We start from the raw sequence: 13975 nt of genomic DNA, 5'->3' as shown, positions 1-13975 counted from the left end.
TCATGACAGATCAATTGTCTACGCGGTATTGGCCTGAGGGAGAAAGGCAATCGCGTTGGGCCGAAGCCATCGGCAATACATATTTTCCATTGTCGTTGGAGTTCAATTCCAGCGCCATTTTCCAAGGCAGCCTGAAAATTTGGAAAACGGGCAGTACGCCGTTGGCGTTATCGCGCCTGCGCTCCAGTCAGCTAGGCTATTCGCGCAGCGAGAGCCAGGTTAGCGAAGATACTGAACCCTGTTACCTTGTAACAGTGCCGCGCCTTACCGAAGTACACTTCGAGCAAGACGGTCGTGAGCTCCATTGTAAGCCAGGTGGGTTCATCTTCGAGCGAGGCGATGCGCCTTATCGTTTTCACTACTCCTGCGACAACGACCTTTGGGTATTCAAGCTGCCTGAGCGCGCGCTACATGGACAGATACGTGGAGCCGAGCGCTACACCCGTTTCTGTTTCGAGGCTCGGCGTGGATTGGGACGAATTTTTGTTGATCAACTGGCGATGTGTGCCGCGCGCTTCGACGAATGCGATGCGGATGCCCGTCATATGCTGCTGGAACAGGTGCTTTCGACGTTGTTAATGGCTCTGCGCCAAGATGAGCGCGTCCTTAATAGTGAGAGTTCGAGTCTAGCTGCCCTGCATTTGCAGCGTATCGAGCACTACATCGACCGAAACTTGTGTTCAGCTGAACTAAACCCGCAGCATATTGCTCAGGCCTGCGGCTTATCGGTTCGCTATTTGCATAAATTATTTTTCAGTACGCCCTACAGTCTCGGTGAATGGATTCGCCTGAAACGATTGGAGGCTGTATATCAACGCCTACGTGATCCCCACTGCCACCTATCAATCGGTGAGCTGGCATATCGTTGGGGGTTCAGTGATCAGGCACAATTTTCCCGGCATTTTCGCCAGCACTTTAGTTGTACTGCCAGTGAAGCCCGAGCCGTTTCGTTAAAGCCGTAGCCGGTTACTTTATTGTCAATGTGCTCTGGGGGATTAGAAGTCACTCGGCGTAGCTCCCCATAAAGGCTCCACGCCTTTTCACCGTTGCGGGAGTACCAGTTATATATCGGCGTCTGATATTCCATACGGGCGCTAACTTGGGTAAGCCTTTGTCGTCTGCATTGGCAAACTCATGCGTAGCTGGTGTTGCTGATCAAGCCAAGCTTATTGTTTTAGGTTCACGCGAGCGGGCTGAGAGCGGCGCAGGCTTCACAAGCGTAAGACGGAACCATGCTAGGTGCAAAGCTATGGTGTTGGGTAGTAATTGCTTCAGGTCTGTCCTGCAAAAAACATGCTGAAATTCCGCAGGCACCCCCTCTAAGGGCGAGACACGGTAACTATCCCATGATTTCAGGGGCGGACTGGGATGCTCTCAGGTTGCTGTTGCGCATGATCCCTTCGATGATCGGTACTGGTGTCATCAGATGAGCCTGCATCATGGCGCTTGCTCGCGTTGCGTCACGGGCAAGGATAGCTTCTACCAGTTCGCTGTGCTCTTGACGTTTCAGGGACAAGGCCTCCTCGGATAGCACCGTGCGCCGCAGCCACAGCTGGCGATAGCGCTCGGCCTGATCGAACAGATAGGCGCGCGCCTGCAGCAGGTGTCTAGACCCACAGCCGGAGGCTATAGCTGTATGGAAGGCCTTGTGTCGGGCATCCCATATTTCCAGCATCTGCTCCTGGGTCTTGACCTCCATTACCTTGGCCAATGTATGCGAATAGGCCAACACCTGGGCCTCCCAGGCGTCATCGCCGCGTTCGATGGCGAGCTTAAGTACCAGCGCTTCGAGATTGGCCCGTGCGTCATAGATGTCCTGCATTTCGCTCAGCGACATAGGAGCGACGCGGTAGCCACGCTGACTGATAGCTACTACCAGATTTTCCGCAATCAGATGCGATAGCGCTTCACGCAGAGGGCCTACGCCTAGGTCGTAGCGCTCCTTAAGCGCAGTCATTCGCAGTTTTTCTCCGGGCTTGAACATGCCCTGAATTATGTCCCGCTTGAGCCACTCATAGCCGCTGACTGCTGAGTTTTGGCGGGGGGCGAGCGTATCCATAAACCATGCTCCTCAACGGGTTTTATCCATCATACGCAACTGCAGAAATATTTACTAAGTGGAGATGCAGTTGCCGAGTGTCGCTATTTTATAAAAGCGTAGACATTTTTATAAAATAGCTATATTTTTAGTCCGGCTGTTCTGGTAAATCTCGGGGCGGCGTACAGACAATTTTTTCGTCAGGACTCTGCCATGAATGCCTTTACCCAGCTCAAAGATCTTGTGATGCCGCTACCGACCGCCGTTAAGGGGTTTTCTCTTTCACCCTCCGCTCAGTCGCCCCGTTTGTTCGAGCTGACCTTCACTAAGGCGACGATAGAGGCTTTCTGTGTAGCAGTGGCCGAGTGGCCGGTGCAGGCGCTGGAATACAAGTCCTTCTTGCGATTTCGCTTCGCCAAAATTCTTGACGATCTCTGCGGTAACAGCCTGCGCCCGGTGCTACTCAACGCCCTAATGGATCGTGCCACCGGAGGGCTGTTAATCAAGCAGGAGGCCCTGAATGATGTGGCACAAGCTGATGATATGGTCAAATTCTCGACTGCTGTGGCCCACCTGCTGGGGCGGTCGAACTTTGATGCGATGAGCGGCCAGTTCTACGCACGCTTCGTGGTCGAGAACGTCGATAATTCGGACAGCTACCTGCGCCAACCTCACCGGGTAATGGAGTTGCACAACGATGGTACTTTCGTCGATCAGATCACCGACTACGTGCTGATGATGAAGATCGATGAGCAGAATATCGAAGGTGGCAACTCGCTGATCCTGCATCTGGACGACTGGGAGGATCGCCATGCTTTCTTCCATCATCCGCTAGCACGGCGCGTCATGCGCTGGACCGCGCCGCCGAGTAAAAGGGTCGATACGGACGTGTTCCATTCGATCTTTGATGTCGACGCCGAAGGGCGGCCGACTATTCGCTATATCGATCAATTTGTTCAGCCCAAAGACTTCGACGAGGGCAACTGGCTGACCGACCTGTCTATCTCCCTGGAGGGCAGTAAACAGAAGCTTTCCGTGCCGGTGCCAGTTGGCTGCTTCCTGCTGATTAATAACCTGTATTGGCTGCATGGCCGCGATCGTTTCACCCCTCACCCTGGGCTGCGCCGTGAACTGATGCGCCAGCGCGGTTACTTCAGTTACCCCAAACTCGGCCATCAGCAAGGCCAATAATTGCCATTAATTGAACAGGGGCTGCGCGGTTTAGCCCTTGTCGTTTGTCCACGGGGCAAAACAGATCGAGTAGAGGTGATAGCGGTGTACGATTTTGTGATCATCGGGGGCGGCATTATCGGCATGTCGACTGCCATGCAATTAATCAAGGCCTACCCAGAGTCGAAAATCTTGTTGCTCGAGAAAGAGTCCGGGCCAGCTAAGCATCAGACGGGGCACAATAGCGGGGTCATCCACGCCGGCGTCTACTACACGCCGGGTAGCTTGAAGGCGAAGTTCTGCCTGGAAGGCAACCGTGCTACCAAATCGTTCTGTAACGAGCACGGCATTATCTACGATGAGTGCGGTAAGTTGCTGGTCGCCACCAATGAGGTGGAAATGCAGCGCATGCGCGCGCTTTGGGAGCGCACTGCAGCCAATGGTCTGGAGCGCGAGTGGCTGTCTGCGGAGCAACTGAAGGAACGCGAACCGAACATCACCGGAATCGGCGGGATCTTCGTGCCCTCCAGTGGTATCGTTAACTATGCCGAGGTCACCGCTGCCATGGCTCGCGAGTTCCAGAGGCACGGTGGCGAGATTCGCTACGACAGCGAAGTCATCGGCCTGGAAGAGCGCGCCACGGAGATGCGGGTTAAAACCCAGCATGAAGAAGTCATTGCACGCTTTTTGGTGACCTGCTCGGGTCTGATGGCCGACCGCATTGTATGTCTACTGGGCTTAGATCCTGGCTTTAGCATTTGCCCGTTCCGTGGCGAATACTATTTGCTGCCTGAGCAGCACAACCGGATCGTCAATCACCTGATCTACCCGATTCCCGATCCCTCCATGCCGTTCCTCGGCGTGCACCTGACGCGAATGATCGACGGCAGTGTGACAGTCGGTCCCAATGCTGTGCTGGCACTCAAGCGTGAGGGCTATCGCAAGCGTGACATATCTTTGTCCGACACGTTCGCAATGCTCACCAATCCGGGCATTCTTAAAGTGCTCAAGGACAATCTGCGGCCCGGCCTGATCGAGATGAAAAACTCGCTGTTCAAGCGTGGTTATCTACAGCAAGTACGCAAGTACTGCCCCAGCTTAACGCTGCAGGATCTCAAGCCTTACCCGGCCGGCGTCCGCGCCCAAGCGGTTTCAGCGGACGGCAAGTTGATCGAGGACTTCCTGTTCCGCAATACCCGCCGTAGCGTCAACGTCTGCAATGCACCATCGCCGGCGGCTACCTCTGCAATTCCCATAGGCGCCTACATCATCAAGCAGATTGATGCACAGCTGCAGGGGCTACCCAGGTTTGTAAAAAACCAACATCCCGCATGAGGCAGTGCGGGGCGAATTCGGCAGTGCACTGGAACGAACAAGACTGTGCGCAAGACGACAAGCCCCGCACCGGCTCAGTCTAATAGGCTATCGGCTAGTGCACTTAACGTCCCCGAGCCAAGTCATCGTTACTGAACTCGTTACCGAATTGAAGTGTGTGATTGTGATCAAAAGCCGGATGCCTACTTATAAGGCTACTCCCAGAAACCATGCTTGTTAGTCATATTGAGAGCGCCCCATGAACCAGTCAGTATCCTCGCTGCCAGAAAAAGACATTCAGTATCAACTGCACCCCTACACCAATGCTCGCCTTCATCAGGAGCTTGGCCCGCTGATCATCGAGCGCGGGGAGGGTATCTATGTTTATGACGATCAGGGCAAGGGTTATATCGAGGCGATGGCTGGGTTGTGGAGCGCCGCGCTTGGCTTTAGCAATCAACGTCTGATCAAGGCAGCTGAGCAGCAATTCAACACCCTGCCGTTTTATCACCTGTTCAGTCACAAATCGCATCGCCCGAGTATCGAGTTAGCCGAAAAGCTGATCGAGATGGCGCCGGTGCCTATGAGTAAGGTGTTCTTCACCAACTCCGGTTCCGAGGCTAACGATACTGTAGTGAAGATGGTCTGGTACCTCAATAACGCTCTAGGCAAACCAGCCAAGAAGAAGTTCATCAGTCGGGTCAACGGCTACCACGGCATCACCGTCGCCAGCGCAAGCTTGACTGGCCTTCCAGGCAACCAGCGCGGTTTCGACCTGCCGCTTCCAGGCTTCCTGCATGTCGGCTGCCCGCACCATTATCGTTTCGCCCTTGCCGGTGAAAGTGAAGAGCATTTCGCTGACCGCCTTGCCGTCGAGCTCGAGCAGAAGATTCTCGCCGAAGGCCCGGAGACTATCGCAGCGTTCATTGGCGAGCCATTGATGGGCGCTGGCGGTGTCATAGTGCCGCCTCGTACCTACTGGGAGAAGATCCAGAAAGTTTGCCGTAAGTACGACATCCTGGTTATCGCCGATGAGGTAATCTGTGGATTTGGGCGTACCGGGCAGATGTTTGGCAGCCAGACCTTTGGTATCCAGCCGGACATCATGGTGTTATCCAAGCAACTGTCATCTTCTTATCAGCCGATAGCGGCGATTCTGATCAATGCCCCAGTATTTGAGGGCATCGCTGATCAGAGCCAAGCGCTTGGCGCGCTTGGGCATGGGTTCACCGGCAGCGGTCATCCGGTAGCTACTGCCGTGGCCTTGGAGAACCTGAAGATTATTGAAGAGGAGAGCCTGGTCGAGCATGCGGCGCAAATGGGCCAGTTGTTGCGCAGCGGCCTACAGCATTTCATCGATCATCCCTTGGTGGGCGAAATTCGCGGTTGTGGACTGATCGCTGCGGTAGAACTAGTTGGCGATCGCGTGAGCAAGGCGCCGTATCAGGCGCTAGGCACCCTCGGACGCTACATGGCCGGCAGAGCCCAGGAACACGGCATGATTACTCGCGCCATGGGTGATGCCGTGGCCTTCTGCCCGCCGTTAATCGTCAACGAACAGGAAGTCGGAATGATTGTAGAGCGCTTTGCCAGGGCGCTGGACGACACCACTCAGTGGGTTGGTTAGATCAATCCGGGGGAGGAGAGAATTGCTTTTATGTGGCTCTCCTCGGCTTAAATTCATAGCTTGGAAAATAGCTGAGCAGCACTGAATGCAGTCTGCGAAGGAGCACGCCATGCAACTCAAAGATACCCAATTGTTCCGCCAACAGGCTTATATCGACGGAACCTGGTTGGACGCGGACAGCGGCCAGACCATTCAGGTCACCAATCCGGCCACCAACGAAGTTATGGGTAGTGTGCCGAAGATGGGGGCAGCGGAAACCCGTCGAGCCATCGAAGCAGCAGATCATGCCCTGCCAGCCTGGCGTGCACTGACAGCTAAAGACCGCGCCAACAAACTGCGCCGCTGGTTTGAACTGATGATTGAAAACCAGGACGACCTGGGTCGTCTCATGACCATGGAGCAAGGTAAGCCACTTGCCGAAGCCAAGGGCGAAATTGCTTCTGCGGCGTCCTTCCTTGAGTGGTTCGCCGAAGAAGCCAAGCGCGTGTATGGCGACGTAATTCCCGGCCACCAACCGGACAAACGCCTGATCGTGATCAAACAGCCCATCGGCGTAACGGCAGCGATTACACCCTGGAACTTCCCGGCAGCCATGATCACCCGTAAAGCCGGCCCGGCCCTGGCCGCCGGTTGTACCATGGTGCTCAAGCCAGCGTCGCAAACGCCTTATTCGGCGCTGGCGTTGGCAGTGCTGGCCGAGCGTGCCGGGATCCCCAAAGGCGTGTTCAGTGTAATCACTGGCAGTGCTGGCGAAGTCGGCAGCGAACTGACTAGCAACCCGATCGTGCGCAAGTTGAGCTTTACTGGCTCCACCGAAATTGGTCGCCAGCTAATGGCCGAATGTGCCAAGGACATTAAAAAGGTGTCGCTAGAACTGGGCGGAAACGCGCCGTTCATCGTATTCGATGATGCCGACCTTGATAAGGCAGTGGAAGGCGCACTGATCTCCAAATACCGCAACAATGGCCAGACCTGCGTGTGCGCCAACCGCCTGTATATCCAAGACGGCGTATACGATGCCTTCGCCGAGAAGCTGAAAATCGCGGTAGCTAAGTTGCAGATTGGTAACGGTTTGGACGAAGGTATCACCACCGGCCCTCTGATCGATGCCAAGGCGGTGGCCAAGGTCCAGGAGCACATTGCCGACGCCATTAGCAAGGGTGCCAAGCTACTCGCTGGTGGTAAGCCGCACGCCCTCGGTGGCACTTTCTTCGAGCCGAGCATCCTCATTGACGTACCGAATAACGCCGCCGTAGCCAAGGAAGAAACCTTCGGTCCGCTGGCGCCGCTGTTCCGTTTTAAGGACGAGGCCGACGTGATCGCGATGTCCAATGACACCGAGTTCGGCCTGGCCTCGTACTTCTATGCCCGCGATATGGGGCGCGTGTTCCGTGTGGCCGAAGCCCTAGAATACGGTATGGTCGGCGTCAATACTGGGCTGATCTCCAATGAAGTTGCGCCTTTCGGTGGTATCAAGGCATCCGGCCTGGGTCGCGAAGGATCCAAGTACGGCATTGAGGATTACCTGGAGATCAAGTACCTCTGCCTGGGTGGTATCTAAGAGCCCGGCGAATAGGCACGTGATTCTCGCTCAGGCCCCACTTGGCGAGCATCATTAATCTTGGCCCGGTCTATAAAACCCGGGCATGCTACATCGGTTGTGGCGCAGACAAAGATTGACGCGGGCTATTTCTACGTCACCGTCTACTTCTCACGGCTGTTGCCGCGCAACCAGAGTCTGGAGGCCTGTATCCGCGTCGACAGCGCCCCCTGTTCGAGCTAGGTGCCTAACATTTCTAACGATTGAGCGTTGCGCGGAGTCCTACACCTAGGCTCTGCGCCTTTTTAATCCCGCCGCGCTAGATTAGGCGAAGTAATGCTGCCTTCACAGCCAGTCCTGCTGGTATGGATAAAGGTGATATCCATCACCTATGCCATGTTAGGGGCGACGGTGAACTCTCTCTAAGATGGTTTGGTGCGATGATTTAAGGCGCCCCAGCGACCGTTGATTGCATCCAATGTGCTCATTAGCTTTTCTGTTCGAGCTGGCTGTTCCTGTGCGAATAGATCCTGTGTGTACTCATCACGCTTACACAGGTCTAGCAGCAACACTTGGGCTTTGGCATAGCTGAAACCCTCTCGTTACAGCCTTTTGATTCCCTCCTGTGCCGCTGCAATGATCAAACGCGTGTCATCGGTCGGGTAGGGCAGTTGGCAAAGCAGGCCGTTGGCGTACTTACCATCATTGAATTCGCTCGGTCGCAATCAGGCGAGCATTCGGGGCTTGGATCACGATCCCTCCAGTCGTAATAGCCACTGGCAGAAATCTTCAAGCAGAGGCACATAAGGTCGTAAGAACTGCGTAGCTGGTGACCCCGTCTTCCGTGCCATGAAAGTTGACCTGACCAACCGCTATCCGTCAGTCGGTGAGGCGAAGCAACTTCCTTTATGGCATGGTGCCACAGTCCCTTATTACGGAACGTGTAGTACCCGCATTGATTTCGTAGGGCGAGCAGCAGTGCCGCGTGATGAAGTGAAAGGCTTGGTCGCTTGCCCGACCTTCTACACGTAGGATCGCTATGGCATGTCCATGTCCTGTCAGCAACAGCAACAGCAACAGCAACAGCAATTGCTTATGGCTTGGGATCGACAGTATCCTTCCACCTGCAGCAACTGACCCACATCATGATTCTCGCCCTGGTCGCTCTCAGCCTCGACCTGTTGGTGGGCGTGACCGGCATGGTCAGCCTGGCCCAGGCGGCCTTCTTCGGCATCGCCGGCTACAGCCTGGTGTTGTTCGCCCCGGAGTTCGAGGCGGTGAACTTCTGGCTGGCGCTGCTGCTGTGCCTGGGCGTCAGCGCCGCAGCTGCGCTGCTGATGGGCCTGCTGATCATCCGCACCTCGGGCATCTTCTTCATCATGGCGACCATCGCCTTCTCGCAGATGCTCTATTACCTGTTCCACGACTCGGCCTTCGCCGGCGGCTCGGACGGCATCTACCTGTTCCTCAAGCCCGAGGTGGCCATCGCCGGGGTGCATCTGCTCGACCTGGAGAACCCGCGCAGCCTGTTCTACCTGGTGCTCGGCTCCCTGGTGCTGGTCTATCTGCTGCTGCGCACCTTCCTGCGCGCGCCGTTCGGCCGGGTGCTGCTGGGCATCAAGCACAACGAGGAACGGGTCCGTTCCATGGGCTACAACCCGCTGTTCTACAAGCTGGCGGCCTTCGTCATTGCCGGCACCATCGCCGGCTACGCCGGCATGCTCTCGGCCACCCAATACGGTTTCGTCAGCCCCGACCAGGTCGGCTGGCAGCTCTCGGCCCACGCCCTGGTGATGGTCATCCTCGGTGGCATGGGCAGCCTGTTCGGCGCCATCTTCGGCGCCTTCGCCTTCGAGGGCCTGCACCATCTGTTCGCCGGCCTGACCCCGCACTGGGAGCTGCCCATGGGGCTGGTGGTCATCGCCATGGTTCTGTTGCTGCCGCGCGGTCTCGCCGGGTTGCTGCTGCAGCTCTGCGACCGGCGCACAGCCACGGCCTGCGACGCAAGTACGGTATCCACCCCCGACGCGATGAAGAAGGAGGCCGGCGTATGACCGCCCATGTTCTAGAAACCCGCGGACTGAGCAAGGCCTTCGGCGGCCTGCGTGCGGTCAACGACATTTCCCTGAGCGTGGCGCCCTGCGAGGTACACGCGATCATCGGCCCCAACGGCGCCGGCAAGAGCACCATGGTCAATCTGCTGTCCGGCCATCTTCAGCCCAGCGCCGGGCAGATCCTCTTTCACGGCCGCGACATCACCGGCTTGGCGCCCAACCGGGTGTCGCACCTGGGCATCGGCCGCAGCTTCCAGCGCACCAACATCTTTCCCAGCTTCACCTGCCTGGAAAACTGCTGGCTGGCGGCGCAGTCGCGGCTGAAGAACTCCTTTCGTTTCTTCCGCCGCTGCGAGGCCTATGTCGAGGTACGCGAGCGCGCCGAACGGGCGCTGGAGCTTTGCGGCCTGGCCGCCCACCGCGACACCCTGGCCGATGCCCTGAGTTATGGCGAGCAACGCCAACTGGAGATCGGCATGGTACTGGCCACCGAGCCGAGCTTCCTGCTGCTCGACGAACCCATGGCCGGCATGGGCAAGGACGAATCGGCGCGGGTGGTCGAACTGCTCGCCAGACTGTCGCAGCAGTACGCCATGGTCCTGGTCGAGCACGACATGGATGCGGTGTTCAGCATCGCCCACCGTCTCACCGTGATGGTCAACGGCGAGCTGCTGGCCAGTGGCCCGCTGGACCAGGTGCGCAACGATCCGGCGGTACAGCAGGCCTATCTGGGCGACGGCGAGGAGCAATTCTGATGAGCGCACAAGCCCTGGTGCAGGCCACCGGCCTGCACACCTATTACGGCAACAGTCATGTGCTGCATGGCGTCGACCTGCAGATCCAGCCGGGCGAGACCCTGGCGCTGATGGGCCGCAACGGCATGGGCAAGAGCACCACCATTCGCTCGTTGCTCGGCCTGACGCCGGCGCGCCGCGGCGAGGTGCTGATCCGCGGCGAGCGCTGCAGCGGCCGCGCCACCCACCAGATCATCCGCCGCGGTATCGGCTATGTGCCAGAGGGCCGCGGCATGTTCCCCAACCTGAGCGTGCGCGAGAGCCTGATCATGGCCGCCCGCCCGGGCCTGGACGGGCGCCGCGACTGGAACCTGGAGCGGGTGCTGGCGACCTTCCCGCGCCTGGCCGAGCGCTTCTCCCACCTGAGCGGCAACCTTTCCGGCGGCGAGCAGCAGATGGTCGCCATCGGCCGCGCGTTGCTGACCAACCCCGAACTGATGATCCTCGACGAGGCCACCGAGGGCCTGGCGCCCTTGATCCGCAAGGAGATCTGGGACGTGATCCGCCTGATCAAGGCCAGCGGTATCGCCACTCTGGTGGTGGACAAGAACGTCAACGTGCTGCTCGACCTGACCGACCGCAGCATGATCATGGTCAAGGGACGGGTGGTGTTCGACGGGCCCAGCGTCGAGCTGAAGTGCCAGCCGCAGATCCTCCAGGAACATATTGGCCTGTGACGCCGGGGAGACTGACGATGAACGAGAAGACCGACGCCCCTGCCCGAAACTGGCAGAAGCCGCTGGCGGCGTTGCTGCAAGCGACGGCGGCGCTGGCCGCAGCCGGCCTGCTGCTGTTGGACAGCGGCCTGCACGGCCCACTGGCGGCCCTGGCGCTGGCCGGCGTCACCCTGGCCGGCCTGCTCTACCACAGGTTGCCGCCGATCCTGGTCGAGTTGCCGCCACCAGCGCCAGCGCCAGCGCCGCCACCGGCGCCTGAGCCTGAACCGCCGGTGCTGCTGGCGGCGCCTGCTCCCGAGCCGCCTTCCGACCCTGGCCTGCCGCTACGCGCACCCCTGGCGAAGTTGCTCGAGAGCATCCTGCGCACCGAGCAGGACATGCTCTTCGCCACTGAACTGGCGCGCGCGGGCGGAGAAAAGGTGCAGTTCAGCGCCGCCAGCATCCAGGCCTGCGAGGCGGCGATCCGCGAGCTGGCCGGCTACATGGGCACCATCGATCAGGTATTCGACGAACTGTCGCAACAGTCGATGCGCATCGGCGCCATCGTCGGCAGCATCCAGGACATCGCCAAGCAGACCAACCTGCTGGCGCTCAACGCGGCCATCGAGGCGGCCCGCGCCGGTGAGCATGGCCGCGGCTTCGCCGTAGTCGCCGACGAAGTGCGTCACCTGGCCCAGCGCGCCAACGAGTCCAGCGGCGAGATCCAGCAGATCGCCGGCAGCCTGCAGAAGTCGGCGCAGGAGGCGCGGACGGGAGTCGAACACATCGGCCAGTCCACCAGCACCGGCCTGGAGAAGTCCGCCGCGGCCCTGGGCGCCATGGCAGAGATGCGTGCCGGCGCCGCGGTGCGGCTGGAGACGGTCGAGCGCATCGTTCGGCGCCTGAATGAGCAGCGCACCTTGACCCAGGACATGGTCGAGCTGCTGGGTTAGCGGGCTATCGCTGAAGTGGGCACCTTGCGACCCCATCGTTGTGACGCAGTCTTCGTCAGCCGATTCGACTGGCTGTGGAATCACGATCTGCAGCAAGACCTGAACTTGGCCTACAGCCGTTTAGGCTGGAAAGCGGCCCTGGCCGCATGACTCCGCCATTGCCGTGGACGTGATGCCTTCTCGCCTGGAGTTGGCTCGCAGGGTGGGCACAACGCCCATCTTCAATAGCCGGGTAGCAGATCCGGCTACGCGTAGTCGCGCAATCACTGACGCAGCTGCGCAGCGCAGTCCCATTCTGCGTATGCCCGGAGCTGCCGACTGAATGCGGTCGCGTCACACAATTTTCCTACTGTCTAAAAGGTCTAGAAATGAGTGCACAACTGGTAATCGACAATATCAAGCTGGACGCTACCGGAGGCAAGACGATCCAACGGCTTGACCCTGTGTCCGCCAAACTGGTCAGCACTGCGGCTGCCTGCACCCTGGAAGACGCAAAACGGCTCGCGGCCTCATCCGAGCGAGCATTCCGCAAATGGTCCAAGACCGGACCGACCGAGCGGCGTCGTCTCCTGCTCGCAGCAGCGGATGTCCTCGAGGCCAAGATGTCGGAATTCTGCCGGATCATGGCTGAGGAAATTGGCGCATCGCAGCTCTGGGCGCAGTTCAACGTAGGTGCATCGGCGAATCTGCTGCGCGAGGCTGCAGCGCTCACTACTCAAATCAAGGGTGAGACGATTCCAACCGATAAGCTTGGCGCTTTCTCGTTGACGCTTCGCCAGCCGGTGGGCACCGTGCTGAGCATTGTGCCGTGGAATGGGCCGGTGATCCTGGGGGCTCGCGCTATCGCGTATCCGCTGGCGTGCGGCAATACCGTGATCTTCAAAGGCTCGGAAAACAGTCCTCGCACTCATGCCCTTGTGGCCGATGCCTTCATTGAGGCAGGCCTGCCGGCGGGTGTGCTCAATTTCCTGATTACCGCGCCCGAAGACGCATCGGCTGTCACCGAAGCGTTGGTGGCCCACGATACCGTGCGCCGGGTCAACTTCACGGGCTCCACCAAGGTCGGCCGCATGATCGCCGAAACCTGTGCGTCCCATCTCAAGCGCTGTTTGTTGGAGTTGGGTGGCAAGGCTCCTTTCGTAGTGCTGGAGGATGCCGATATCGACGGCGCAGTGAATGCCGCAGTATTCGGCTCGTTCCTGTATCAAGGGCAAATCTGCATGTCGACCGAGCGTTTCGTGGTCGATCAGCGTGTTGCCGACGAATTCGTGAGTAAGTTTTCCGAGCGAATCGGCAAACTGGAGCTTGGCGACCCCACCGCATCTCCGACCTGCGTAGTCGGACCGGTCATCGCCCAGGGCTCGGTAAAGCGGATCAACCATCTGATCGAAGATGCGCTCGGCAAAGGGGCTGTCATCGCCGCGGGCGGTATCGCCGACAGTGCCTTGATGCAGCCCACGCTAGTCGACCGCGTGACCAAGGACATGGAAATCTACGACGAGGAAACCTTTGGTCCTATTACCACGATCGTTCGTGTCGACGGGGCAGAGGAGGCGTTGGAAGTGGCCAATGACACGGCTTATGGCCTCTCATCTGCAATTTTCAGCGCCAATGTCTCCAAAGCGCTTGAGCTGGCAAGTCGGTTGGATGCAGGTTGTGTCCACATCAACGGCGCCACCGTACAAAACGAAGCGCAGGCCCCCTATGGTGGTATGAAGCAGAGTGGATACGGCCGTTTCGATGGAAGCGCTGTGATTGACGAGTTCACAGAAATCAAGTGGGTCACTGTTGAGCCATCTGATCAGCCTTATCCCTTCTGATGTTTCGGG

Annotated in this window: 10 protein-coding genes and 2 pseudogenes; 11 read left to right on the top strand and 1 reads right to left on the bottom strand. The window is 58.5% G+C overall.

The window, feature by feature from the left end:
* Positions 1-2: 2 nt before the first annotated feature.
* Complete coding sequence (locus FEE99_RS18280; RefSeq protein WP_033902870.1) at positions 3-962, top strand: AraC-like ligand-binding domain-containing protein; 960 nt, start codon at positions 3-5, stop codon at positions 960-962.
* Positions 963-1339: 377 nt separating this feature from the next.
* On the opposite strand, the gene csiR is transcribed toward FEE99_RS18280, so the two are convergent.
* The gene (gene csiR, locus FEE99_RS18275) at positions 1340-2059 is read right to left on the bottom strand and encodes a DNA-binding transcriptional regulator CsiR (protein WP_023048102.1); all 720 of its coding nucleotides are present in this window, start codon (positions 2057-2059) and stop codon (positions 1340-1342) included.
* A 192-nt stretch (positions 2060-2251) separates the two neighbouring features.
* Here csiR and glaH point away from each other — a divergent pair, with 192 nt between their 5' ends.
* From glaH to FEE99_RS18225, 10 genes and pseudogenes are all read left to right on the top strand, one after another.
* Complete coding sequence (gene glaH / locus FEE99_RS18270; protein ID WP_023628647.1) at positions 2252-3229, top strand: glutarate dioxygenase GlaH; 978 nt, start codon at positions 2252-2254, stop codon at positions 3227-3229.
* A gap of 84 nt (positions 3230-3313) precedes the next feature.
* Positions 3314-4543: an L-2-hydroxyglutarate oxidase gene (gene lhgO, locus FEE99_RS18265; RefSeq protein WP_023048104.1), complete on the top strand. Its 1230-nt coding sequence runs from the start codon at positions 3314-3316 to the stop codon at positions 4541-4543.
* A gap of 238 nt (positions 4544-4781) precedes the next feature.
* Positions 4782-6149: an aspartate aminotransferase family protein gene (locus tag FEE99_RS18260; RefSeq protein WP_023048105.1), complete on the top strand. Its 1368-nt coding sequence runs from the start codon at positions 4782-4784 to the stop codon at positions 6147-6149.
* A 109-nt stretch (positions 6150-6258) separates the two neighbouring features.
* Positions 6259-7710 (top strand): NADP-dependent succinate-semialdehyde dehydrogenase, encoded by a 1452-nt coding sequence (gene gabD, locus FEE99_RS18255; protein ID WP_063542906.1) that lies wholly within the window; start codon positions 6259-6261, stop codon positions 7708-7710.
* A gap of 786 nt (positions 7711-8496) precedes the next feature.
* Positions 8497-8808, top strand: a pseudogene (locus FEE99_RS18250) (endonuclease); the annotation flags it as partial.
* Positions 8809-8834: 26 nt separating this feature from the next.
* A complete protein-coding gene (locus tag FEE99_RS18245) occupies positions 8835-9743 on the top strand; it encodes a branched-chain amino acid ABC transporter permease (RefSeq protein WP_023048107.1) in 909 nt (302 codons plus the stop codon).
* Complete coding sequence (locus tag FEE99_RS18240) at positions 9740-10498, top strand: ABC transporter ATP-binding protein (protein ID WP_023048108.1); 759 nt, start codon at positions 9740-9742, stop codon at positions 10496-10498. The genes FEE99_RS18245 and FEE99_RS18240 overlap by 4 nt, the downstream gene beginning before the upstream one ends.
* The gene (locus FEE99_RS18235) at positions 10498-11214 is read left to right on the top strand and encodes an ABC transporter ATP-binding protein (RefSeq protein WP_024075421.1); all 717 of its coding nucleotides are present in this window, start codon (positions 10498-10500) and stop codon (positions 11212-11214) included. Before FEE99_RS18240 ends, FEE99_RS18235 begins: the two co-directional genes overlap by 1 nt.
* Before the next feature lie 539 nt (positions 11215-11753).
* Positions 11754-12146 (top strand): annotated as a pseudogene (locus FEE99_RS18230) (methyl-accepting chemotaxis protein); the annotation flags it as partial.
* Positions 12147-12514: 368 nt separating this feature from the next.
* Positions 12515-13966, top strand: coding sequence for an aldehyde dehydrogenase (locus tag FEE99_RS18225; RefSeq protein WP_023630205.1), 1452 nt, complete (start codon positions 12515-12517; stop codon positions 13964-13966).
* Positions 13967-13975: the final 9 nt, after the last annotated feature.

This window comes from Pseudomonas sp. ef1 (assembly GCF_007293365.2).
Taxonomy (GTDB): domain Bacteria; phylum Pseudomonadota; class Gammaproteobacteria; order Pseudomonadales; family Pseudomonadaceae; genus Aquipseudomonas; species Aquipseudomonas siliginis.
This window is presented reverse-complemented; position numbering and strand designations above follow the sequence as displayed.

Bases quoted from the DNA above. Each gene is read 5' to 3' on its own strand.
- FEE99_RS18280 (WP_033902870.1), top strand. From the start codon at position 3: ATGACAGATCAATTGTCTACGCGGTATTGGCCTGAGGGAGAAAGGCAA.
- csiR (WP_023048102.1), bottom strand. From the start codon at position 2,059: ATGGATACGCTCGCCCCCCGCCAAAACTCAGCAGTCAGCGGCTATGAG.
- glaH (WP_023628647.1), top strand. From the start codon at position 2,252: ATGAATGCCTTTACCCAGCTCAAAGATCTTGTGATGCCGCTACCGACC.
- FEE99_RS18260 (WP_023048105.1), top strand. From the start codon at position 4,782: ATGAACCAGTCAGTATCCTCGCTGCCAGAAAAAGACATTCAGTATCAA.
- gabD (WP_063542906.1), top strand. From the start codon at position 6,259: ATGCAACTCAAAGATACCCAATTGTTCCGCCAACAGGCTTATATCGAC.
- FEE99_RS18245 (WP_023048107.1), top strand. From the start codon at position 8,835: ATGATTCTCGCCCTGGTCGCTCTCAGCCTCGACCTGTTGGTGGGCGTG.
- FEE99_RS18240 (WP_023048108.1), top strand. From the start codon at position 9,740: ATGACCGCCCATGTTCTAGAAACCCGCGGACTGAGCAAGGCCTTCGGC.
- FEE99_RS18235 (WP_024075421.1), top strand. From the start codon at position 10,498: ATGAGCGCACAAGCCCTGGTGCAGGCCACCGGCCTGCACACCTATTAC.
- FEE99_RS18225 (WP_023630205.1), top strand. From the start codon at position 12,515: ATGAGTGCACAACTGGTAATCGACAATATCAAGCTGGACGCTACCGGA.